This is a genomic window from uncultured Corynebacterium sp., assembly GCF_902782855.1.
GTDB lineage: Bacteria > Actinomycetota > Actinomycetes > Mycobacteriales > Mycobacteriaceae > Corynebacterium.
In genome coordinates, this window is record NZ_CACZOO010000278.1 from 1 (window position 1) to 22,590 (window position 22,590).

The following is a 22,590-nucleotide window of genomic DNA, read 5'->3' on the forward strand; positions in this document are numbered from 1 at the left end:
CGTCACGCCTCGTCGAGGTTCCTCTCGACGAGCGCGGAGATCGCGGTGACCGCGGCCGGGTTGTCAGAGGAGACGGTCACCCGGTCACCGTGCTCAGCACCGAGCGCCATTATCATCAGCGAGGACGTGGCGTCCGCCGGTTCGTCATCCTCATCGGCGTCGACGAGAGTGATGAGGATCTCATCGTCGTAGGCTGCGGCGGCTTCGGCGATGACGGTGGCAGGGCGGGCGTGCAGACCGACGGTCGAGCCGACGGTGACGGTGGTCGAAGCCATGATGGGGTTCACGGTCCTTACTGGTTTCAGGGCTGGTCGGGTAGGCGGACGGTGGTGTCCGCGCCCCAGCCTATAACGATCCGGTCGGCAGGGTCCGCGACACGACCCGGTGGGGAGTCCGTCACGAGTCTGTCCCGCGGTCACGCCCGGATGACGTCGATCTCCTCGCCCTCGAGTGCCTCCAGATATTGGGCGGGTATGCCGGTGTCTGTCACCACGGTGTCCACCTCGGTGACCGGGGCGAAGCTCACCAGGTAGTCGCGGCCGAACTTCGTGGAGTCACACATCGTGACGACCCGGTCCGCGTTGGCGATCATGGCCCGCTTCACGGCCGCTTCACGGGCGTCCGCAGTGGACAGTCCGTGGTCGAGGGAGAGGGCGTTGGTGCCGATGAAGGCGATGTCGGCGTGATTGATGCCGATGGTGCGCAGGGTGATGTCGCCGACAACGGCCTGCGTGATGGCCCGGATGTGACCGCCGAGCAACTGGACGTCGCTGATCCCCGCCGAGCCGAGCCGTACGGCGATCGGCAGGCAGTTGGTGAGGAAGGTGAGGTTGCGTCCCCTGGAGGGGTCTTCGGCGATGGCGTGGGCGAGCATGGCGGTGGTCGTCCCGGCGTCGAGGAAGACGGTCCCGGTCGCAGGCAGTAACGCGGCCGCGGCCCGTCCGATCCGTACCTTCGCCTCCGGTGCCGCTCCGCGGCGTTCCTCGATGGCGGTCTCCCGGGTCTGGAAGGTGTTGGTGGGGACTGCCCCACCGTGGACACGGTGCAGGGCTCCTTCGTCGTCGAGTACCGTGAGGTCGCGGCGGATCGTTTCGGGGGTGACATCGAAGCGGTCCGCGAGTTCGACGACGGTGACCCTGCCGTGCACGGCGGTCAGGGACGCGATCTGGCGGCGACGTTCTTCGGAATTCACGGTGCTCGTTTCGGGGGACGGGGGTGGGGAGGACAGAGCTGTATCCCCAGATGGTAGGCGTCGATCATAGGCCCCCGCGGCAACGGGGGATCCGGACGGGGGCGACGGACGGTCATCGGGGGTCGGGGACGGGGGTGGTGCCACGGGTCGAGTTGTCGGTCCGGACACAGGTATCGTGGGCTCACCAACAGCCGTCGACACACCAGTGGGAGCCTTCAAGTGAGTAAGTCAGACAGCCCGTCCACCGTCGGGGGGTCCGGTCCCTGCCGGGGGCCGGAGGTGGTGAAGGGTAAGCCGGTGGTCCCTGGTGTGGTGTTCGCGCCGACCACCTGGGTTACCGCGCGACCGGCTCTTCCGGAGCCCACGGAAACCGTGGCGGAGGGCCGTCGGGACGCCGAGTACGAGGCCTTCACCGCCGCGGTGGAGACGGTTGCCGGACGCCTCTCCGAACGCGCGGTTCATGTGGACGGGCACGCCCGCCAGGTTCTGGAGGCCACGGTGGCGATCGCGCGCGACCGGGCCTGGGCGAGAAAGGTGAAGAAGTCCGTGGCGGCGGGCCAGACGAACGTGTACGCGGTGCGCCAGGCCACCGGGGACTTCATCGACATGTTCCTGAAGGCCGGCGGAGTCATGGCGGAGCGGGTCACCGACCTCGCCGACGTCCGTGACCGTGTCATCGCCGAGCTGCGGGGTGACCCGGAACCCGGGATCCCCCAGGTCACGTCGCCGCATGTGCTGCTCGCCGATGATCTGGCACCGGCGGACACCGCCACTCTGGACCCGTCGCTGATCATGGCGGTGGTCACGGAGAGAGGTGGGGCGACGAGCCACACCGCCATCATCGCCCGACAGCTCGACATTCCCTGTGTCGTGGCCACGGGCGTGGCGCTGCGTGAGATCGTGGAAGGCGAACAGGTCCTCGTCGATGGCGGGAGGGGCACCGTGGAGTCCGGGGTGGCTCCACAGGACGCGGAACGCCGCGTCTCAGGTGCTGCGGCGTACGCGGAGAAGGTCCGCGGGTGGCGGGGACCGGCCCGGACCTCCGACGGGCAACGCGTGCAGCTGTTGGCGAATGTGCAGGACGGTGCGACCGCGAGGCAGGCGGCGGCGTCGGTGGCTGAGGGCATCGGCCTGTTCCGTACCGAGCTGTGCTTTCTCAGTGAGGTGGAGGAGCCCTCGGTCGAGGAGCAGGCAGAGCGCTACGCCGAAGTGTTCCGCGCATTCCCCCGGGGCAAGGTCGTGGTGCGGACACTGGACGCAGGATCCGACAAGCCGGTGCCGTTCGTCAATGCCGAGGACGAGGAGAACCCGGCGCTGGGTGTGCGCGGACTACGTATCGCAAGGGGTAACGGGGAGCTCCTGGAGCGCCAGCTCGACGGAATTTCTGCGGCGCTGGAGATATCGGGCAGGATGTCTTCCTCGGCGCACACCTGGGTGATGGCCCCGATGGTGGCGACGGTCCACGAAGCTCAGTGGTTCGCGGGTCTGTGCCATGAGCGTGGTCTGACGGCGGGGGCGATGATCGAGGTACCCGCCGCCGCGCTGATGGCGGAGAAGATGATGTCCTATCTCGACTTCGTGTCGATCGGGACCAACGACCTGACCCAGTACACGATGGCGGCGGACCGGTTGTCATCTTCGTTGGCCTATCTCACCGATCCGTGGCAGCCGGCGGTGCTCCATCTGGTGCACACGACGTGTCGGGCGGGTTCCGTGACCCGAACAGCGGTCGGGGTGTGCGGTGAAGCGGCGGCCGACCCGCTGCTCGCCTGTGTGCTCACCGGGCTCGGTGTCAATTCACTGTCCGCGGCGACGCCCGCGTTGGCGGCCGTCGGTGCGCAGCTCGGGGACGTGGACTTCGTGACCTGCCGCGAGATGGCGGCGGCGGCGCTCAACGCCGAAGGCGCGGAAGAAGCCCGGGCGGCCGCCGCCGCGGTCATCGGCCGCTGACTGACGGTGGGCCCTGAACATGGGCCCTGAACGGTTCTGAACGGTTCTGACTGCGGAGGCTTCTGGAGAAGCCCCGGCGGAGTGTCGGATCAGATCTTGCGCAGGACCGCGACGACCCGGCCGAGAATCTCGGCCTCGTCACCCCGGATCGGTTCGAACAGGGGGTTGTGGGGGAGGAGCCACACGGTGCCGTCGCTGGGATGGAACTCCTTGACGGTGGCTTCACCGTCGATCATCGCGGCGACGAACTCACCGAGTTCGGCGGTCTGCTGTGACCGCACGACCACCCAGTCACCGTTGAGGATGCCGGCGTCCTGCATGGATTCCCCCACAACCTGCAGCAGGAAGAGCTCTCCGCTGCCGACGAGTTCCCGGGGCAGCGGGAAGTGACCCTCGACGTGCTCCTCGGCGAGGATCGGGCTGCCGGCCGCGATCTGTCCGACCACCGGCACGAAAGACGGCTCCGGCATGCCCTTGGGCAGCACAGATGCAGGCTTCGGGCCAGGCTTCGAGGTTGAATCCGTCGGGTCCAGGCCGCGGATGTCCACCGCGCGGGGTTTGTTGCCCTCGCGGCGCAGGTAGCCCTTCCGCTCCAGTTCCTTCAGGTGGTAGGAGACGGAGGAGGTGGAATTCAGCCCGACCGCGTCGCAGATCTCCCGGATGCTCGGCGGGTAGCCGCGGAACTGGATGCCGTCCTTGATCACGTCGAGGATTCGCCTCTGTCGCTCGGAGAGCTTCTCGCGGCCCTTCCCGTCCGTCTTGTCCGTGCCCCTGGCGGTCACCGATCCCCTGGGGCGGCCGCGACGGACCCCGCCACCAGTCGCGTCGTCCGGCCCTGTTGCCTGTGCCATCGTTCTTCCGCTCCCTGCCTTGTCCTTGCCTTGTCTCGGCCTTGTCTCGGCCTTGTCCGGCGTCTGTCCGGCGTCTGTCCGGCGTCTGTCCGGCGTTTACCCGGCGCTTATCCGGCCTGCCTTCCCTCGACCATACATGACTTCGGTCTCTTTCCCTATCAACATGTTCGAAAACCTCCGCAGATCTCTGGACGTGGTCGAACATCCGTGCTATCTTCGCGGATGAACGAGAGATATCGAACGTACGGACGATGTTCGAGAGGGTGTCACGGTCCAGTGTCCGGTTCGGATGTTGAACTGTTGTCCGCGTCCGGGGAACAAGGTTTCCGGGCGACAACGTCGAGAGGAGCGCACGCCATGTCCACACCAGCTGTCAGCACCCGCCCCGTCCGGTGCCGTGCACACCGGGAGCGGGTCTGTCGACCTGACTGGTCTGCCGTGCCCGAGGGTTCGGGTTCGAACACTTCGGGGGCCGGCGATGCGCTCCGACCCTCCGTACGGATCCGGGAGTACGGGGGGAGGAGCATCCGGAACAGGGAACGCGCGTTCGATGAGGCGAACTGGTGGTGGCGGACCCGTCGTCGGACCGCCATGGTACTGCAGTCTCCCGGAGTGGTGCTTCTGGGCGGGCTGGGCTGTCTCCTGATGATCGGGTTGAGCCCCCTGCTCGCTGCCCCGGAACCGGCCGACCCGCCTCCGGTGACCCCGGTGGTCGGTTCGGTCACAACTGGCGGTGTGACCGGTGCGGCGGACGGGGGCCCGGGTACCGTACAGCCGGATCTCTAGGCGAGCGGCGCTACGATGGACGGCGTCCGAAGCCCGGTTACGCCCCAGGAGAATCTGTCATGCTCTGCCCCTCGTGTCGATCCGAACAATCCCGGGTCCTCGATTCCCGCACCGTGGAATCCGGTTCGGCGATCCGGAGGAGAAGGGAGTGCACCAGGTGCGGTACACGGTTCACCACCCTGGAGCGGTCGATCCTCCTGGTCACCAAGCGCAACGGGGTGACGGAGGAGTTCAGCCGCGACAAGGTCATCCGCGGTGTCACTCGGGCGTGCCAGGGGCTCGACGTGTCAGATGACGCGCTCAAGGTCCTTGCCCACGAGGTGGAGCAGACCATCCGTGCGAACCACGGATCACAGGTGGACGCCAACGACATCGGTCTGGCGATTCTCGAGCCGCTACGCAACCTCCATGAGGTCGCGTATCTCCGGTTCGCCTCGGTCTACAAGTCCTTCCGGAGCGCCGAGGACTTCGAGAACGAGATCCGGCTGCTCCGGGGCGCGGGGGAGGACGGACAGCGGGGTCAGCGGACAGTGGAGGACGCAGTCAGCTGATCTTCCGGAGGGCCTTGTGCACCCGCTGCACACTGGCTGTCCGGGTTGTACCGAGGTTCTGGGCGAACAGCGCGACACGTAACTCTTCGATGAGCCACTCGACGTCCTTGATCTGCGGCGATGCGGCACGGCTCTTCGGCAACCGGTCCCGGGTCTCCCGTACGGCCGTGAGACACTCCCTGATCTGATCCGCGAGGTCCTCCTCCCGGTCGGGATCCTGCTCCAGCATCGTCAGTCTGGCCTGCATCGCCGCCACATACCGGGGCACATGGCGCAGATGTGACGCGCCGTTGCGGGTGATCCGGTGGGGGCCCAGGTAGAACTCCAGCTGCTGACGCATCTCGGTGATCGACTCACCCTCCCAGTTCTTCAGCTCCGCACCCATGTCCGCGACGGCCAGAGCCGCCGGTGCGACGGCCACCACAGTCTGGCGGACCATCCCCGGCCCGCGGTCCCGGGCTGCGGCGACCGCCTCGGCGCACCGGTCGGGGTCCCGGATGACCGGGCCGAACTCGCCGAGCAGGTCCCGGCAGGCCAGGACCCGGCAGTCCTCGACGAACGCGTCCGGTCCACCATGGGGGTAGTTCTCCACGGCGACCCGTTGACGCAGCGGCAGCCCCTTGACCATCTGCTTGGGTTGCACCTGACAGGCGCTGAGCATCATGTGCAGGACGGCGGTGAACTGGGCGCCGGACGCGGCGGTCAGTGACGGGTACGCACGGAGGGCCACACCGGAATCGTCGATCACCAGAGCCGGGTACGCGGTCACCGGCTGGCCGTCGACCACCGACTCCACGGTCTCCGGGATCACGCCGATACCGTCGACGCCCCATTCCGTGTCCCGGGCGAGCACAGCTGTACCCCCACCGGAGGATTCGTTGTGATTCGGCCGTCGGCCCTGCTGACCACCGCGTCGCCTCCGTCCGCTCCCGCTACGGTGGTTCGCGGCATCCGAGGGGTCGGGGGAGCTGGCTGCGCCGGTGGACTGTCGAGCCGCGACCGTGGCGATGGACCGGGTGATCTCCCCCGCCAACTCCTGCTGCAGTCCGGCGAGGTCCCGGGACCGGGCGACGACCTTGCCCCGCCGGTCGACGGCGGCGAAGGCCATCCGCAGGTGGTCGGGAACCCTCGACCAGTCGAAGTCCGATCCACCTATCCCGGTGCCACCGAGGCTGCGCAACGCGTCCGCGAGGGCATCGTCGACCGCCCCGTCGTACGGGGTCATTCTCGCCAGCGCGGCCCGGGCGAACTCACCGGCGGGCACGACACCGGTGCGCAGGTGCTTCGGGAGCGTCCGGATCAGGGCGACGCAGAGTTCCTCACGCATACCGGCGACGAGCCACCGGGTGTCGGTGTCGTCGAGGCCGGCGAGCAGTGGCAGTGGGACCCTCATGGTGATGCCGTCGGCCGGATCGCCGGGACGGAAGACGTACTCCAGCTCATACTCGACCGAACCCTGGCGCCACGTGTCCGGGAACTCACGTGCCTGGGCGGCCTGGCTGTCCGAGCTGATCAGGGCGTCCTCGGTGAAGTCGAGGAGGTCGGGGGACCCGTGACGGGCCTTCTTCCACCAGGAGTCGAAGTGCCTGGCGGAGACGACCTGCGGGGGTATCCGGGCATCATAGAAGTCGTAGAGGGTGTCGTCGTCGACGACGATGTCGCGCCGGCGGGCCTTCTCCTCGAGCAGGGTGGCGTTCTCCAGCAGGTCCCGGTTGTGGCTGAAGAACTTGTGCCGGGTGTGCCAGTCTCCCTCGACGAGCGCGGACCGGATGAAGGTCTCACGGGCAGCGACCGGATCGACTTTCGACAGTGCCACGGTGCGGTCTGCGATGATCGGCAGGCCGAGCAGCAACGCCTTCTCGTGGATCATCGCCGCGCCCCGCTTCGATGACCAGTGCGGCTCCGCGTAGGTGTACTTCACCATGTGGGGGGCCACCTCCTCGACCCACTCGGGGGTGAGCGGGGCGACGGTCCGGGCGAAGACCTGTGAGGTCTCCACCAGCTCGGCGGCCATCACCCACTGCGGCGGTTTCTTCGCCAGGTGAGAGGAGGGGTGAATGACGAAATGTGTACCGCGGGTGCCGAGGAACCGGCGGGAGTTTCCCTCGCGCAGACCGGTGTTCGTCAGTAACCCGGACAGCAGTGCCTTGTGCACGTCATCCTCGGCCAGCGCCGTGGCACCACCCTTGTCAAGTTCGAAGGTGAGGTTGCGGACGTGCCGGATGTTCGGCACCTTCCAGTTGAGCTCCTGGATCACGGTGAGGAACTGCCGCACCAGATCGGTCCACTCCCGCACCCGGACATAGTGGATGAACTCCCTTTTGCACAGCTGGCGGAACTGGTTGCCGGACAGGGCCTGCCGGTTCTCCTGGAGGTGGTTCCACAGCTTGAGCAGCGACATGAAGTCCGAATCGGCGTTGTACCTGGCGTGCGCCTGATCCGCCTGCGCCTGTTTCTCCATCGGTCGTTCGCGAACGTCCTGGATGCTCAGTGCGGCGACGATCACCGCGATCTGCTCGAGGACGCTGCGCTCGTGCGCGGCGACGAGCATGCGAGCCAGCCGCGGATCGGTGGGGATTCGCGCCATGTCGCGTCCGATCTCCGTCAACGGGCGGTCGGTGGAGGTCGCCGGCGCCTCGCCATCGCCCGGGGTGAAGGCCCCCAGTTCCTGGAGCAGCTGGATCCCGTCGCGCACAGACTTCTTGTCCGGCGGCTGAAGGAAGGGAAACTCGGAGATGTCACCGAGTCCCAGGGAAGCCATCGACAGGATGACGCTGGACAGGTGGGTGCGGAGGATCTCCGGGTCGGTGAATTCGGGCCGGGCCTCAAAATTCTGTTCGGAGTACAGACGCACGGCGATGCCGTCGGAGGTACGCCCGCAGCGGCCGGAGCGTTGGCGGGCGGACGCCTGACTGATCTCCTCGACGGGGAGGCGCTGGACCTTGGTGCGGTGGGAGTAGCGGGAGATGCGGGCGTAGCCGGTGTCCACGACATAGCGGATCCCCGGCACGGTCAGGGAGGTCTCGGCGATGTTCGTGGCCAGGATGATGCGGCGTTTCGGCCCGGTGGAGAACACCCGGTGCTGTTCGGCCGAGGACAGTCGGCCGAACAGCGGCAGGATGTCGACTCCGCCACGGAGGTTCGCGTCGGACAGGGCGTCCGCGGCGTCCCGGATCTCCCGCTCACCGGAGAAGAAGCAGAGGATGTCGCCCGGCCCCTCTGCCATGAGTTCGCGAACGGCGTCCAGGAGCCCTTCGAGCGGATCGGTCTCGACCTCCTTACCACCGTCACCGTTGTCGTCGGCGCCGACGACCTGCACCAGCGGCCGGTACCGGATCTCGACGGGGTAGGTGCGTCCCGAGACCTCGATGACGGGGGCGGGTTTGCCGTCGGCGTCCGCGAAGTGATTCGCGAAGGACTCAGGGTCGATTGTCGCGGAGGTGACGATGATCTTGAGGTCGGGGCGCTTCGGCAGGATCTCGCGGAGGTATCCGAGCAGGAAGTCGATGTTGAGGCTGCGCTCGTGGGCTTCGTCGATGATGATCGTGTCATAGGCGCGCAGTAGCCGGTCGTGCTGGATCTCCGCCAGCAGGATGCCGTCAGTCATGAGTTTCACGGCGGTCGAATCGGAGACCGTGTCATCGAACCGGATCTTGTAACCTACCCGGCCCCCGGGTTCGCCGACCTTCTCCCCGAGCTCGTCGGCGATCCGGTCCGCCACACTGCGGGCAGCGATCCGGCGTGGCTGGGTGTGTCCGATCCTGCCGCGGGCGCCGCGCCCGAGCGCCAGACACATCTTCGGTAGCTGGGTGGTCTTGCCGGAACCGGTCTCACCTGCGACGATGACGACCTGGTGGTCCCGGATCGCCGCCATGATCTCGTCGCGACGGGCAGAGACCGGCAGCCCCTCGGGGAAGTGCAGGTTACGGTCGAGATTCTGGCGCAGCGGCCCTGCCGTCCGTGAACGATCCGGTCCGCCCGGACGCCGCCTGCGGCGCCGTCCGGAGCCCTGTCGTGCCTGGTGTGTCGGCTTTCTGTCCTCGGAATCCACTCGGCGATCCTATCATCGGTCCTACAACGCGGGACGCCGGGCACCGTGGCCCCGGATGAGGGGGAACGGTGCCCGGCGCACCTGCCCGCACAGGGTGCGGGACAGGGGGACGGCGGGATCTAGCTGGCGTCCGCGATCTGCAGGGCCTGGGCGACACCGGTGACGGTGGCGGCGATCTTCACAGCCTCGAAGACCTGCTCCTTGGTGAGTCCCTCCTCGCGCACGGTTTTCTCGTGTGCGATGGTGCAGTGCTCACAACCGTTGACGGTGGAGACGGCGAGGGAGAAGAGCTCGAAGTCGGCCTTCTCGATGCCGGGCTTGGAGATGACGTTCATCCGCAGGCCCATACGGACCTGGGAGTAGTCGGCCCCGAGCCAGCCACGGGCGCGGTAGGCGACATTGTTCATCGCCATGATGGATGCGGCGGCGAGGGCGGCGTTGTAGGCCTCGTCGGAAAGGTGGCTCTTGGCCTCTTCGGAGATCTCGGAGATCACCTGGTCGTTGCGGGTGGCAGCGGCGGTGGCGACGAAGGTGCCCCACAGCTGCTGCTCGGAGAGCTCGGTGGACCGGGCGAGGGTGCCCAGGTTCAGCTTGAGGTCCTTGGCGAACTCGGGCAGACCGCCCTTGAGGTTCTCGATCGACATTACTTCAGGGCCTCCTGGACGACATCCATCTTGTTGATGTTCTTGGTCGGGTCGTTGGCCTGCCAGTTGCAGGCGCAGACCTCCTCGGACTGCAGGGCGTCGAGGACGCGGAGGACCTCGTCGACGTTGCGGCCCACGGCGTCCGGGGTGACGGAGACGAACTGGATCACGTTGTCCGGGTCGATGATGAAGGTGGCGCGGTCGGCGACACCGTCGGCGTTCTCGACGCCGAGGGCGCGGATGAGGTCGTGGCGGACGTCAGCGAACATCGGGAACGGGATGGTCTTGAGCTCCGGGTGGGTGGCGCGCCAGTTGAAGTGGGCGAACTCGTTGTCGGTGGAACCGCCGAGGATCTGGGTGTCGCGGTCCTGGAAGTCCTCGTCGAGCTTGCCGAAGGCGGCGATCTCGGTCGGGCAGACGAAGGTGAAGTCCTTCGGGTAGAAGAAGACGACCTTCCACTTGCCCTGGTACTTGTCGAGGCTCACGTTCTCGAAGTAGTCCTCCGGGGACTGTGCGTTGGCCTCGTGCAGGTCGCCGCCCTTGAGGGCAGTGAGACTGAACTCGGGGAACTGGTCGCCGACGGTGAGAATGGACACGGTGTTTGCCTCCTAAGGCGAAAGACTCTTGATCTTGAACCACCCCCGATTATGGCACGGGACGCGCGAAAATGCAAAGGCAAAAGCGATAAGACATCAGCGATGCAATAGGAAAGTGCTATATGTGTTTGCAGATAGGGTGATAGGCAGTCGGGGGAGTACCTTTATAGGTATGGCCAATAGAGAGTTTCGTCCGACGGTCTCCCAGCTGCGCACCTTCGTGACCATCGCAGAGAACGGACACTTCGGCACAGCGGCACACCGACTCGGCATATCCCAACCCTCCCTCTCCCAGGCGCTCGCCGCTCTGGAACAGGGACTGGGAGTCCAACTGATCGAACGGTCCACCCGGCGTGTGATAGTCACCCCGGTGGGGAACGCCCTCCTGCCCTACGCGCAGGCCAGTCTCGACAGTCTCGATGCCTTCGTCGCCCACGCCCGCGGCGCCCGGGGCGGACTCGTCGGCCCGATGAACCTCGGCATGATCCCGACCATCGCCCCGTTTCTGCTCCCGGATCTGCTCCGCCGACTTCCCTCGGTCGCGCCGGACCTCCGGCTGCAGATCGTCGAGGAGAAGACCGCCGACCTCATCGACTCGCTCAAACACGGGGGACTTGACGCGGCCGTCGTCGCCGGGGAGATCACCGCCACAGGTACCGAGTGCCTCCACATCTACGATGAGGAGTTCGTCCTCGTCATGCCCTCCGGGCATCCCCTGGCAGGACGCTCCGACCTCACCGTCGCCGAACTCGATGACCTCGATCTGCTGCTGCTCGACGACGGACACTGCCTGCGCGACCAGGTGCTCGACCTGTGCCGGTCCGCGGCCGTCGGGAGGGAGGCGGCACAGGCGGTCACCCGGGCCGCCAGCCTGACCACCATCGTCCAGTGCGTCATCGGCGGTCTGGGGTGCACCCTCGTCCCGATCAGCGCGGTCGCCGCCGAATGCGACCATCCGGGTCTCGAGCTGGCCACCTTCTCAGGTGGGGCGGGGACCGCAGGACGCTCGGTGTACCTGTGCTACCGGTCGAGCTCCGGACGCGCGGCGGACTTCGGGACCATCTCGGCGACTCTGGCGACCTCCTTCGCGGAGTCCGTCACCGCCGGGCGGACCGTCCTGGACCGGGCACTCAGCCGCGGATGACCCGAAGACTGCTCAACCGTACCTCGCCGGCGTCGTCGGTGGCGGCGAGATCCACCACCCCTTCGAACGCCCAACCGTGGTCACCCTCCGGATCGTCGATGATCTGGCGGACGGTCCACTCCCCGGTGTCCTCGGTGATGCGCACGAGATCCCCGGACCGCGCGGCAGTGTCCGTGCCGACGTCATCGTACTCGTCGAAGTAGGCGTCCATCTCCGCCGGCCAGTCCGGCGCAGCGTCGAGGACGGAATCCAGTTCGGCGAGCTGGTTCTCCCGCTCGAAGGCGAAGAGCTCCACATGCCGGAACAAGAGGTTGCGCACCATCCGCCGCAGCGCCCGCGGATTCGACGTCAGCGACGAGGCGTCCCCGACACCGAAGGCGTGCTCGGCGACCTGCTCCGCGGTGACCGGGGCATCCGGATCGGACATTGCCGCCCACTCGTCGACGAGGGAGGAGTCCACCTGACGGATGAGCTCACCGAGCCACACCAGAATGTCCTCCAGCTCATCGGTCCGGTGCTCGGGCGGGACGCTGTGGCCCAGCGTCCGCCACGCGTCCGTGAGGTAACGCAGCACGACGCCCTCGGCGCGGGCCAGCGAGTAGGTCGACACCAGGTCGGAGAAGGTCATCGCTTTCTCGATCATCTCCCGGACCACCGACTTCGGCGACAAGCGGAAGTCCTTCGCCCACGGGTTGGTCTCGCAGAAGATCCCGTACGCCTGCTCCAGCTCCTCCTTCAGCGGCATGTCCCAGGTCACCTCCTCTATGAGGACCATCCGCTCGGTGTACTCCACGCCTTCGGCCTTCAGCGCGGCGATCTCCTCACCGCGGCGGGCACGTTGCTGGGCGGTGAGGATCTGCCCCGGATCGTCGAGAATCGCCTCGAAGGTGCTGACGATGTCGAGCGTGTAGGTGGGGGAGTCCGGATCCAGCAGATCGAGGGCAGCCAACGCGAACGGGGAGAGCGGTTGGTTGAGGGCGAAGTCACGCTGGAGATCCCGGGTCAGCCGGGCGTCCCTGCCCGACGGGGTCTCCGCGGCAACCTCCTCGACGATACCGGCGCGCACAAGGCCCCGGTAGAGGTCGACGGTGGTGAGGATCTCCTGGTTCTGCTTCGCCCGGGTGTCGTGGTTCCCGCGCAGCAGGGCCTTCAACGCGGCGTAGGTCCACTGGTTGCGCGCGATGACGTTGATGAGCATGGCGTTGGTCATCCGGAACTGGCTCACCAGCTCCTCGGGCTCGGCGGTGGTCAACCGGTCGAAGGTCGATTCCGACCAGGTGGCACGACCCTCCGGCGCGTGCTTCTTCCGCATCTTCTTCAGCTTCTTCGGGTCTGATCCGGCCTTCTGCCGTAGTCGGTGGTTCTCGATCTCGTGGTCGGGGGCCTCGACGATGACCGTGCCCTCGGTGTCGTAGCCGGCCCTGCCGGCACGGCCCGCGATCTGATGGAACTCCCGGGACTTCAGGACGCGGTGCCGGACCCCGTCGTACTTCGCCAGCCCGGTGAGGACCACGGTCCGGATCGGCACGTTGATCCCCACACCGAGAGTGTCCGTGCCACAGATCACGGTGAGCAGACCCTGCTGGGCGAGCTTCTCCACCAGTCGCCGGTACTTCGGCAGCATGCCGGCGTGGTGGACGCCGATCCCCTTGCGAAGCAGGCCCGACAGGGTCTTACCGAACGCGGAGGAGAAGCGGAAGGTGCCGATCGCTGCGGCGATGGCGGCCTTGCGTTCAATGGTGCGGGCCTTGTCCCCCAGTAGATTGACGCTGGTGAGTGACTGGGCACGTTCGGCAGCCTCGCGCTGGGAGAAGTGGACCAGGTAGACCGGCGCCTTGCCCTGCTCGAGCAGTTCCTCGACGGTCTCGTGGACGGGAGTGTACACGTAGTGGAAGTCCAGGGGCACCGGTCGGGTTGACCCGGCGACCGTGGTGCTGGTTCTCCCGGTCCGCTGTTCGAGGTCCTTCTCCAGCCAGCCGGTGTCCCCCAGCGTCGCACTCATGAGCAGGAACTGTGCCCGGTGCAGTTCCAGCAACGGCACCTGCCACGCCCAGCCGCGGTCAGGCTCGGAATAGTAGTGGAACTCATCCATGACGACCTGGTCGATCGCCGCGTCCGCCCCGTCGCGCAGCGCGATGTTCGCCACGATCTCCGCCGTGGCGCAGATGATCGGTGCCCGACCGTTGACGGTCGCGTCACCGGTCATCATGCCGACCCGTTCCGGGCCGAAGACCTCGCACAGCGCGAAGAACTTCTCACTGACCAGCGCCTTGATCGGCGCAGTGTAGAAAGTCCGCCCGCCGTGCGCCAGCGCGATGAAGTGGGCGGCCATGGCGACCAGGGACTTCCCGGACCCGGTGGGGGTGGCGAGGATGACATTGTCCCCGACGGCCAGCGCGGTCGCCGCCTCCTCCTGCGCCGGATACAGCGTGATACCCCGGTCCCGGGCCCAAGCCAGGAAAGACTCGAGGACCGCATCATCCAGCAGTGACTCCGGAACCTCGGCCAGGTCGGGCAGCTGATCGGCGAGCGTGGGCTGGACGGGGGACATGGAATCGGGGTGCGCGGAATTCACGCCCTCCACCGTACCGTCAGTGGCACGTCGACCTGCTCAGTCGTCCTCTTCCGGGTGACCGGCCCGGCCGTCGGGGCCCTCCGCGTCCTCCGGGCCGTCAGTGCCGTCTCTGCTGTCGCCGGACATGCCGGCGAGGAACCGTTCGAACTCCGCGCCCAGTTCCTCACCGGAGGGCACCTCCTCACCAGGGGCCAGAAGACTGTTCTCCTGACGCCGGCGCAACCGCGCCATCTCCTCGTCGTACTGCCGTTCCAGGGCGGCGACCACCGTGCCGATCTCACCCGACTCCTCGACCTGCTCGGCGAGCTGGGCACGGACCTTCTCCATGTCCGCCTGCAGCGCACGGAGCGGGAGTTCCAGATCCCCGACCCGCTCCACGGCGTGCAGTAGCCCGTAGGTGGCCTCCGGGTAGTCCGAGGCGGCGATGTAGTGGGGCACGTGAGCGGTCAGCCCGACGGTTTCCACTCCGGCCTTCGCCAGCGACAGCTCGGTCCGCAGCGCCGCGGATCCCGGGATGATCATCCGGGACTCCCACCGCTGCAGATCCGCGACGAGTGCAGGATCCGAGGCATGCGCCGACACGACAAGCGGGCGGGTGTGGGGGACCGTCATCGGTGCCGCGTAGAGCGCCACCGCCCGCTCCACCCCGAGGCTGGTCGACAACTCGGTGACCGCCCTGCTGAAGGCGTTCCACCTCAGGTCCGGCTCCGGGCCCTCCAACAGCAGGAAAGGATGTCCGAGGGAGTCCTCCAGCCGGTGCAGCGTCAGCGACAGATCCTCGCTCCCGACGAGCCGGCTGCGGTCGATGGTCACACCGGGACGGCGGGACCGGTAGTCGACGAGGGCATCGACATCGAACGTGGCGACAGGGCGGTGTTCCAAAGCCTGGAGCAGATGCTGGGCAGACTGCTGGACACCCTGACCTGCGTCGGCGTAGCCCTGGAGGGCGATGACCAACGGTATGCCGCGGGCCGGGTCACCAGTGCCCGGAGCAGGGTACTCGAGCTCGTACATGCGGTCATTCTCGGACATTGTCCGCTGCTCCTTCCACTCCGGGACCGTGATGGTCCGACCAGAGTATCAATCTCTGTCCACAACCTCCGAGTTGTCCACAGGGTCCTGCGGAAACCTGCCCGGACCGGACAGTCACACCCGGGAGGTGGGGGATGATCACCCCATGACTTACACATCCGACAACAGGAATCCCAGCCACGCTATTCCCGGCGACGCACCGCCCGGCCGCGCGAACGTCGACCTCGGCGACGACACCGCAGCCCTCATCGCCGCAGTGCCAGCCATGCTAGGCTTCCGGCCAGAGAACTCGATGATATTCCTCGGGCTCAGCAGGTCACCCGGCGGACCGGACAACCCGCCCGGGGTCCGTGCCACCTCCTCCGAGGTAGGCCCGGTCGTGCGGGCTGACCTGGTGGAGGGCGCGGTCACCGCCGCAGCACGGGCCCTGATGCGGGCCAACCGCAACCGAACCGACTGTTCCGTCATCATTGTTGTCGTCGGGGGCGACGCAGGGCCGCTGGTGGACGTCGCGGTCCGGGAGTTCCGGGCCGGACAGACACCACCTGCCGCCGCATTCCTGGCCACCGACCTCTGCGCGGGGGCCTCCTGGTGGGAGATCCCCTTGGACGGGGCACAGGACCCGGACGGACACCGGAACTGGCCCATCGGCGCATTGCCTGATCCGGCGGAGAGCCCGGCGGGACATGTCGCGGGGCAGACCCCCGGGGAGATCCCGGACCAGGCGCAGTTCGACAGGCTGCTCGACAGCATCCCGGTTCCCGACCGACTACGGGACGTCCTTCCCGACAGCTGGCGTGACGCGGAACACGGGAACCGGGACGTCGCTCCGGAGGTGAATGCGGCGGGCAGGGGGGAGCGGGGGCACAACACCGGGGGAACCGTGGAGGCCGACACCACCGCACTGTGCACCCTCATCGAACACCTGGGGGACGGACTCGCGGACCGGGGGGAAACAGCACCGGGAACCGCGACCCCGTCGGATCTTGTCCATGATCTGCTCATGGAGGAGGGAACCGCCGCGTTCATCGCACGGACCTGCACCGGGGAAAGTCTCGCCCGCATCCTCATCGTCCTGTCCACCGGGCCCCGGGGCAGGGAGGTCCAGCTGCTTCTCACCGAGACCGCGCGGCTGGCGCGGGGACCACTGCGACACCGGGCGCTGGTGCTGCTGTCCATGGCCGCATGGTGCGGTTCCGGGGGAGTCCTGGCGCACCGCGCCGCACACCGGGTCCTCGCCGAAGTAGAGAGTGCTGTCGCACAGGGGCAGTGGCGGACGCCGTTGACGCCGGCGACCCAGCGGACCGTACAACTGGCCCGGGAACTCGTCGAGACCGCCGGGCAGGGCCGCCCGGCCGGTATCATCGCCACGATGATCGACGACGGGGTCCGGGACATGGACAACACCCTCGACCACGCGGGGGACGGGGGTGTCAGGGCGCTGCTGGGCCGGGTCGTGGACCGTGACAGTGTCAGCGTCGTGCGAAGTGAGCTCGCTCGCCGAGCTGTGAGGTGAACGCCCAGGCGTCACCCACGATCGTCGTGAGATCCGAGCGGGTGGGGGTCCAACCGAGTCCGGCCACCGCCCGGTCAGAGGAGGCGATGAGAGTGGCGGGGTCGCCGCCACGTCGCGGCGCCACCTCCGCGGGGATCGGATGACCGGTGACCCTGCGGCAGGTGTCGATGACCTGCCGCACGCTGAATCCGTCGCCGGAACCCAGGTTGAAGATCCGGTGCACACCGGGCTCGTTGGAGGTCGCCGCGAGCAGATGCGCGTCAGCCAGATCCCGGATGTGGATGTAGTCGCGCACACAGGTGCCGTCGGCGGTGGGCCAGTCGTCGCCGAAGATCATGATCTTCTCCCGGGCCCCGGCGGCCACCTGCAGCACCAGTGGAATGAGATGGGTCTCCACGGCACGGTTCTCACCGACGCTGCCGTAGGCGCCCGCCACATTGAAGTAGCGCAGGCTCGTTGCACCAAGTCCGTAGGCCGCGGCGTAGGAGGTGATGATGTTGTCGATCGCCAACTTCGACGCGCCGTAGGGGTTCGTCGGCGCGGTCGGCAGGTCCTCGGTGATGGGCACGGTCTCCGGCTCACCGTAGCAGGCGGCCGTCGAGGAGAAAACGAGGTTGTCGACTCCCGCGGCGCGCATGAGGTCGAGGAGCCGGAGGCTGGTGACCACGTTGCCCGACCAGTATTTCGCCGGAGAGACCACGGACTCGCCGACCAGAGACTTCGCAGCGAAGTGGAAGACGGCCGCGCAGTCGTCGGAGAGGACGCCCGGGGCGGCATCCAGGACGTCACCCTCGATGAACGTCGCGCTCTGCGGGACAGCCGTCCGGTTACCGGTCGACAGGTCGTCGATCACGGTGACCCGGTAGCCCTGCTCCACCAGCACGGTGGCGCAGACGCTGCCGACATAGCCTGCCCCGCCGGTGACGAGGACATGTGCTCCGGTGCTCAGCGGCATGCCCGGTCAGGCCTCCCTGACGACGACGCGGATCGCGTGGCCCAGTTCGTCGGGGACGGTGACGGTGCCGACCGTGGAGGTCAGCGACAGCCCGTCCGGGGTGTCCTGGGCGGTGACGACTGAACCCGGACGGATCTCGTACTGACCGAGCCGGGTGATGACCTTGTGCTCCACCTGGACGATCTCGTTGAAGCTGACGATCTGCACCGTTGTCGGGGTGCTCAGATCGAGATCGGAGGCCCGGTGGGAGTCGGTCGGGTTCGGCACCGACGACGAGCCCAGCTTCTCCAGGCCCGGCACCGGATTGCCGAACGGGGAGGTCTCGTAGTTGTCGAGGACGGTGAGCAGACGCTTCTCCACCTCGTCACCCATGACGTGTTCCCACCGGCAGGCCTCGTCATGGACGGACTCCCAGGGAAGCCCGATGACATCGAGCAACAGCCGCTCCGCCAAACGGTGCTTACGCATCACCGCGGTGGCGTGGGCGCGGCCCTCCTCGGTGAGCTTGAGGGAGCGGTCGTCGGCGATCCACAGCAGACCGTCACGCTCCATACGGGCGACGGTCTGGCTGACCGTCGGTCCCGACTGCTCAAGGCGCTCGGCGATGCGTGCGCGCAGCGGCGGGATGCCCTCTTCCTCCAGTTCGAAGATCGTCCGGAGGTACATCTCAGTGGTATCGACGAGATCCTTCACTCGACAACGGCCTTTCCGTGATAGTCGTTCTCACTAAACGTGCCAATCACCCATAAACTACACGTTTCCGGGCCGTCACGGGGTAGCCCGGCGATACCCCCAGTTAGACGGCGTATTCGCGCAGCTTCTCCGCGCGTTCACCCTCCCGCAGCTTCGCCATGACCTCACGTTCGATCTGGCGGACCCGTTCCCGTGACAGGCCGAAGCTCCGGCCGATCTGGTCGAGGGTCCGGGGCATGCCGTCGTCGAGGCCGTAGCGCAGCTTGATGACGTCCTGCTCCCGCTCCTCCAGGGTGTCCAGGACCGCCCGGACGTCGGAATGACGCAGTGACGCCACGACCGCGGCTTCGGCGTCGGTCGAGTCCGCGTCCTCGATGAAGTCACCCAGCGGCGCCTCCTCGTCTGAGCCGACCGGCATGTCCAGACTCACCGGGTCACGCGACTGCTTGAGCAGTGTCTCGATCTTCGACTCATCGATGCCCGACTCCTCGGCGAGTTCCTCGTTCGTGGCCTCACGACCCAGGTGCTGGTACATCTCACGCTTGATACGGGAGAGCTTGTTGACCTGCTCGACAAGATGGACAGGGAGCCGGATGGTTCGTGACTGGTCCGCCATACCGCGGGTGATGGCCTGACGGATCCACCAGGTGGCGTAGGTCGAGAACTTGAACCCCTTGGCGTAGTCGAACTTCTCCATGGCGCGGATCAGCCCGAGGTTACCCTCCTGGATGAGGTCCAGCAGCGGCATACCGCGGCCCGTGTAACGCTTTGCCAGGGAAACCACCAGACGCAGGTTCGCCTCGAGCAGGTGGGTGCGGGCGGCACGGCCCTCCCTGGCGAGGATCTTCAGGTCACGCTTACGGGCGCGGGTCAACTTCTCCCCGGTCTCCAGCAGATGCTCGGCGTAGAGCCCCGCCTCGATGCGCTGTGAGAGCTCCACCTCGTCGGCGGCGGTGAGCAGTGCGGTCTTGCCGATCCCGTTGAGATAGACACGTACGAGGTCGGCGGAGGGATTCTCGTTGTTCCCCCGCCGACGGCCCTTGTCCCTGGGTCGCTCGTCGGAGGCGTCACCGGAGCCCTCGTCGGTGGTGCCGGTGACGTCCGTCGTGTCCACGGCGGTCCCGTTGTCCGGGTTGTCCGTGTCGTCGGCGGCATGTTCGTCAAGTTCGTCGACGTCGTTGATGGTGTCGCTGGCGTCGGTGTTCGCCACTGACTCGATGACCAGGGTGTCAGGTTCGACCGTGGTTGCGGTCCTGCTGTTGTTGCTGTTACTCATGCGGGTGACCTCCCGGGTGTGTTGTCCGAAGCACTCACTGGTCCAACGGTCACCTCCCGCGAATTGTTCCCGGGGGTGGTTCCGGTGACGTTGCAGCGGATGCCCGGCGGCAGTCGGCCATGACCGGCGGGGAAGCTGTGGTCCGTCCATGTCCAGCACTGATGGATTCGGCACAGTCTATCGCGAATCCGCATGTTCCGACAGCGGAAATCCACCCCCGGCCGGGGGCGTCGACGACGTGGCGTCAGAACCGCCGGAAACAGACCTCAGGCGTCGATGATGACGGTGAAGGGCCCCTGGTTCACCGATGAGACCTGCATCATCGCCCCGAACCGTCCGGTCGCCACCCACAGGCCCCGCTCGCGGAGCTCCGTCACCAGCTGATCGATGACTCTCTCGGCGTCCTCACCGGGGGCGGCCGCCGACCAGGACGGGCGTCGTCCCTTCGCCGTCGCCCCCATGAGCGTGAACTGACTGACGACCAGGATCTCCGCACCGTTGTCCACCGCCCCGGAACCGCGTACGGCGTCCCACGGCTCGCCGGGGGCGGGGAGGATCCGGAGTTCGGCGATTTTACGCGCCACCGTCCGCCAGGCGTCCGGGGCGTCGTCCCGGCCGACACCCACCAGGGCGAGCAGCGCACCGCGCCCGGCGTTGTCCCGGTCGCCGTCGACCGCCCCGACCACTTCACCGTCAACCGTCACCTGTGCCGAGGAGACGGTACTGACCACCGCCCTCACCGGACACCGCCGACGGCGTCACCGTGGTCGATGAGATCCGCGGGAAGCAGCAGACCGTGCCGCACCAGATCGACCACCAGCGGCACGAGAGCCGTGGTGAAGGACTCCTCGTCCAGATCATTGACCGCACAGTACAGGCCGGCGGTGTCCCGAAGACCCAGCCCCCGCGGATCGAGACCGGCCACCACCGCCGACAACGGGGTGTCGACCTCGTGGCTGAACCGCGGACCATCGGTCCGGGTCAGTCGCAGGACCGCTCCACGGAACCCGACACCCGCGGGATCCGGCAGCTCCACCGACTCCCGCGCCACGGTCGGACGCACCGCGTAGCGCGCGTCGAGGACATCGTCGGCGTCTTTCCCACTCAACCATCCGGCGCGCAGGAACCACTCAGCGACCTCGTCCCCGAAGAACCCCAGGTCCGGGTGGGTGATCTCCTCGAACGTCACCTCGGTGGGCCCGTCGATGCGCTGCAGGTGCAGATAGCCCATCCCGATCCGTGTGACGCCGTGACCGGCGAACACCTCGAGCCACCGGCGGGTGCGCTCACGTCCTGCGGCGGTCCGCAGGTCCACGGATTCGTCTGTCAACCACGTGCGCACGTAGGTCTCCGGGTCAACCTCGTCACGTTGGACGACCCAGGCCCGTATCCCGGTCTCCGGCAACCAGGACGCCACCCGCGATGCGGGGGACTCCGTGAAACCGGTCGCCCATGCTCCGAGCAGGTGGGCGGTGCCGCCGGGGGACAGATGCTCTGCGGCGCCGGCGGTGACCAGTCGACTGGCGCCGTCGAGCTCGAGGCCGGAGTCCCGGTAGACATGGCCGACCCCGTCGGTGCCGACGACGAAGGGCGGGTTCGAGACGATCCGGTCGAAGAGCTCACCGGCGACGGGGTCGAACCAGCTGCCTTCGCGCCAGTCGACCGGCCGACGGTCACCTGAGTCCCGCAGGACACTGCGTTCCGAGGCACGGGCGAAGTCGAGGGCACGGCCGTGGATGTCGGTGGCGACGACCTCGTCGGCGGCCAGCGTCAGCGCCAGGACCCCTGATCCGGTCCCCAGGTCCAACAGCCGTCCGGCACGATCCGGGGGCACCTGGTTGAGCAGGGTCAGCGGAGCGTGACCGACGCCCGGGACGTGATCGGGGCCCGGGACGCGGACATCAAGTGAGGCGTCCGGGTCGGACACCACGAGCAGACCCCGGCCGTCGTGCCGGGAGACGTCGACCGGGCGGATGTCGACCGTGCTGACCAGGGACCCACAGCCGGCAGGCACGAGGACGTCCGCTGCGAGGAGCCGGTCGAGCAGATCCTCGCCGAGCAGCGCACGGAGGTCGTCGACCGGGGTGGCGTCCCGCAGGAAGAAGCAACCCGTCAGGACCGTGTCGCGACCCGGTGCCGACGCCGCGAGCCGCCGCAGGGCAGCGCCCGGACTGCCCTGCAACGCCTCCCGCCAGCCCACCGGCCCCAGGACGGAGACAACGAGATCGCGACCGTAGTCCAGTGCGGTCAGGGCTGTGACAAGGTCACCGAGGCAGTCCGCGTGGGGATCCGCGGCGCGAGGGGTCACGGTGGCGTCCGGTACGTCCGGGGTGGTCATCGGTGGGGGTTCTCCTCGTCGGCGTCGATGATCTCTGGGCTGGCGGTGGTTCGTTCCGGTGGTGCGTCGAGTGCGGTGCGGGTCGCCGGGTCGGCCAACGCACGACGTTCCCGGTCGCGCTGCTCGCGGACCAGGGCCGGCTTGTAGACCTTGGGCACGCCCTTCGCCTGGGCTTCCCCGGCGTCGTTGGCCAGCAGGACCGCCACCCACGGCAGCGGCAGCGAGACTACCGCCACCAGTGCCGCGAGCGCCGGATTGTGCATCCAGCCGTAGATCGCCACCGCGATGATGAAGAGGGGGATCCGGGAGAGCTGCAGTGCGGCGTAGACAACCCTCCGGTGACGCCAGTCCGCGAGTCGGGACCGCTTCGCAGAGGTGATCAGTACCGTGTCGTCTGAACCGCGCACCCGGTGGGAACCTCCGCGAACCGTATGCCGCGT

18 protein-coding genes are annotated in these 22,590 nt (G+C 67.6%); 4 read left to right on the top strand and 14 right to left on the bottom strand.

Annotated features, from left to right (window positions below):
• Positions 1-2: 2 nt before the first annotated feature.
• Both QZV72_RS11225 and QZV72_RS11230 read right to left on the bottom strand, forming a co-directional pair.
• Entirely contained in the window at positions 3-275 is a 273-nt protein-coding gene (locus tag QZV72_RS11225) for an HPr family phosphocarrier protein (RefSeq protein ID WP_297008510.1), read from the bottom strand.
• Positions 276-415: 140 nt separating this feature from the next.
• Positions 416-1,192, bottom strand: a complete 777-nt coding sequence (locus tag QZV72_RS11230; protein ID WP_297008511.1) for a DeoR/GlpR family DNA-binding transcription regulator — start codon at positions 1,190-1,192, stop codon at positions 416-418.
• 219 nt (positions 1,193-1,411) lie between these two features.
• Here QZV72_RS11230 and QZV72_RS11235 point away from each other — a divergent pair, with 219 nt between their 5' ends.
• Positions 1,412-3,142 (top strand): phosphoenolpyruvate--protein phosphotransferase, encoded by a 1,731-nt coding sequence (locus QZV72_RS11235; protein ID WP_297008513.1) that lies wholly within the window; start codon positions 1,412-1,414, stop codon positions 3,140-3,142.
• Between the two features lie 89 nt (positions 3,143-3,231).
• On the opposite strand, the gene lexA is transcribed toward QZV72_RS11235, so the two are convergent.
• Positions 3,232-3,993 carry a transcriptional repressor LexA gene (gene lexA, locus QZV72_RS11240; RefSeq protein WP_297008515.1) on the bottom strand — a complete coding sequence of 254 codons (762 nt, stop codon included), beginning with the start codon at positions 3,991-3,993 and terminating at the stop codon, positions 3,232-3,234.
• Positions 3,994-4,838: 845 nt separating this feature from the next.
• Between lexA and nrdR the strand changes: the two genes are divergently transcribed.
• Positions 4,839-5,330, top strand: a complete 492-nt coding sequence (gene nrdR / locus QZV72_RS11245; RefSeq protein WP_297008517.1) for a transcriptional regulator NrdR — start codon at positions 4,839-4,841, stop codon at positions 5,328-5,330.
• Here the strand turns inward: nrdR and hrpA are convergent.
• From hrpA to QZV72_RS11260, 3 genes are all read right to left on the bottom strand, one after another.
• Positions 5,323-9,381 (bottom strand): ATP-dependent RNA helicase HrpA, encoded by a 4,059-nt coding sequence (gene hrpA, locus QZV72_RS11250; RefSeq protein WP_297008518.1) that lies wholly within the window; start codon positions 9,379-9,381, stop codon positions 5,323-5,325. The genes nrdR and hrpA overlap by 8 nt on opposite strands.
• A 119-nt stretch (positions 9,382-9,500) precedes the next feature.
• Positions 9,501-10,025, bottom strand: a complete 525-nt coding sequence (locus QZV72_RS11255; RefSeq protein WP_297008520.1) for a carboxymuconolactone decarboxylase family protein — start codon at positions 10,023-10,025, stop codon at positions 9,501-9,503.
• The gene (locus QZV72_RS11260; RefSeq protein ID WP_297008521.1) at positions 10,025-10,621 is read right to left on the bottom strand and encodes a peroxiredoxin; all 597 of its coding nucleotides are present in this window, start codon (positions 10,619-10,621) and stop codon (positions 10,025-10,027) included. Before QZV72_RS11260 ends, QZV72_RS11255 begins: the two co-directional genes overlap by 1 nt.
• A gap of 172 nt (positions 10,622-10,793) precedes the next feature.
• Here QZV72_RS11260 and QZV72_RS11265 point away from each other — a divergent pair, with 172 nt between their 5' ends.
• Positions 10,794-11,765 (top strand): hydrogen peroxide-inducible genes activator, encoded by a 972-nt coding sequence (locus QZV72_RS11265; RefSeq protein ID WP_297008523.1) that lies wholly within the window; start codon positions 10,794-10,796, stop codon positions 11,763-11,765.
• On the opposite strand, the gene QZV72_RS11270 is transcribed toward QZV72_RS11265, so the two are convergent.
• Positions 11,752-14,316, bottom strand: a complete 2,565-nt coding sequence (locus QZV72_RS11270; RefSeq protein WP_297008553.1) for an RNA helicase — start codon at positions 14,314-14,316, stop codon at positions 11,752-11,754. The two genes, QZV72_RS11265 and QZV72_RS11270, sit on opposite strands and share 14 nt — an antisense overlap.
• A 60-nt stretch (positions 14,317-14,376) precedes the next feature.
• On the bottom strand, positions 14,377-15,372 hold the full coding sequence (locus QZV72_RS11275) for a PAC2 family protein (RefSeq protein ID WP_297008524.1): 996 nt from the start codon (positions 15,370-15,372) through the stop codon (positions 14,377-14,379).
• Positions 15,373-15,517: 145 nt separating this feature from the next.
• On the opposite strand from QZV72_RS11275, the gene QZV72_RS11280 reads away from it, so the two are divergent.
• On the top strand, positions 15,518-16,888 hold the full coding sequence (locus tag QZV72_RS11280) for a DUF4192 family protein (RefSeq protein ID WP_297008527.1): 1,371 nt from the start codon (positions 15,518-15,520) through the stop codon (positions 16,886-16,888).
• On the opposite strand, the gene galE is transcribed toward QZV72_RS11280, so the two are convergent.
• The 6 genes from galE to QZV72_RS11310 form a co-directional block, all read right to left on the bottom strand.
• Positions 16,845-17,843: a UDP-glucose 4-epimerase GalE gene (gene galE, locus QZV72_RS11285; RefSeq protein WP_297008530.1), complete on the bottom strand. Its 999-nt coding sequence runs from the start codon at positions 17,841-17,843 to the stop codon at positions 16,845-16,847. The two genes, QZV72_RS11280 and galE, sit on opposite strands and share 44 nt — an antisense overlap.
• Before the next feature lie 6 nt (positions 17,844-17,849).
• Positions 17,850-18,536 (bottom strand): metal-dependent transcriptional regulator, encoded by a 687-nt coding sequence (locus QZV72_RS11290; protein ID WP_297008532.1) that lies wholly within the window; start codon positions 18,534-18,536, stop codon positions 17,850-17,852.
• A 103-nt stretch (positions 18,537-18,639) separates the two neighbouring features.
• On the bottom strand, positions 18,640-19,812 hold the full coding sequence (locus QZV72_RS11295; protein ID WP_297008534.1) for a sigma-70 family RNA polymerase sigma factor: 1,173 nt from the start codon (positions 19,810-19,812) through the stop codon (positions 18,640-18,642).
• Positions 19,813-20,078: 266 nt separating this feature from the next.
• Entirely contained in the window at positions 20,079-20,552 is a 474-nt protein-coding gene (dtd, locus tag QZV72_RS11300) for a D-aminoacyl-tRNA deacylase (RefSeq protein WP_297008536.1), read from the bottom strand.
• The gene (locus tag QZV72_RS11305; RefSeq protein ID WP_297008538.1) at positions 20,549-22,150 is read right to left on the bottom strand and encodes a methyltransferase; all 1,602 of its coding nucleotides are present in this window, start codon (positions 22,148-22,150) and stop codon (positions 20,549-20,551) included. Before QZV72_RS11305 ends, dtd begins: the two co-directional genes overlap by 4 nt.
• A complete protein-coding gene (locus tag QZV72_RS11310) occupies positions 22,147-22,557 on the bottom strand; it encodes a DUF3099 domain-containing protein (protein WP_297008541.1) in 411 nt (136 codons plus the stop codon). Before QZV72_RS11310 ends, QZV72_RS11305 begins: the two co-directional genes overlap by 4 nt.
• Positions 22,558-22,590: the final 33 nt, after the last annotated feature.

Coding starts and splice junctions, on each gene's coding strand:
- QZV72_RS11255 (WP_297008520.1), bottom strand. CDS start 10,025: ATGTCGATCGAGAACCTCAAGGGCGGTCTGCCCGAGTTCGCCAAGGAC.
- galE (WP_297008530.1), bottom strand. CDS start 17,843: ATGCCGCTGAGCACCGGAGCACATGTCCTCGTCACCGGCGGGGCAGGC.
- lexA (WP_297008515.1), bottom strand. CDS start 3,993: ATGGCACAGGCAACAGGGCCGGACGACGCGACTGGTGGCGGGGTCCGT.
- QZV72_RS11275 (WP_297008524.1), bottom strand. CDS start 15,372: ATGTCCGAGAATGACCGCATGTACGAGCTCGAGTACCCTGCTCCGGGC.
- QZV72_RS11305 (WP_297008538.1), bottom strand. CDS start 22,150: ATGACCACCCCGGACGTACCGGACGCCACCGTGACCCCTCGCGCCGCG.
- QZV72_RS11295 (WP_297008534.1), bottom strand. CDS start 19,812: ATGAGTAACAGCAACAACAGCAGGACCGCAACCACGGTCGAACCTGAC.
- QZV72_RS11280 (WP_297008527.1), top strand. CDS start 15,518: ATGACTTACACATCCGACAACAGGAATCCCAGCCACGCTATTCCCGGC.
- nrdR (WP_297008517.1), top strand. CDS start 4,839: ATGCTCTGCCCCTCGTGTCGATCCGAACAATCCCGGGTCCTCGATTCC.
- QZV72_RS11265 (WP_297008523.1), top strand. CDS start 10,794: ATGGCCAATAGAGAGTTTCGTCCGACGGTCTCCCAGCTGCGCACCTTC.
- QZV72_RS11270 (WP_297008553.1), bottom strand. CDS start 14,316: ATGTCCCCCGTCCAGCCCACGCTCGCCGATCAGCTGCCCGACCTGGCC.
- QZV72_RS11225 (WP_297008510.1), bottom strand. CDS start 275: ATGGCTTCGACCACCGTCACCGTCGGCTCGACCGTCGGTCTGCACGCC.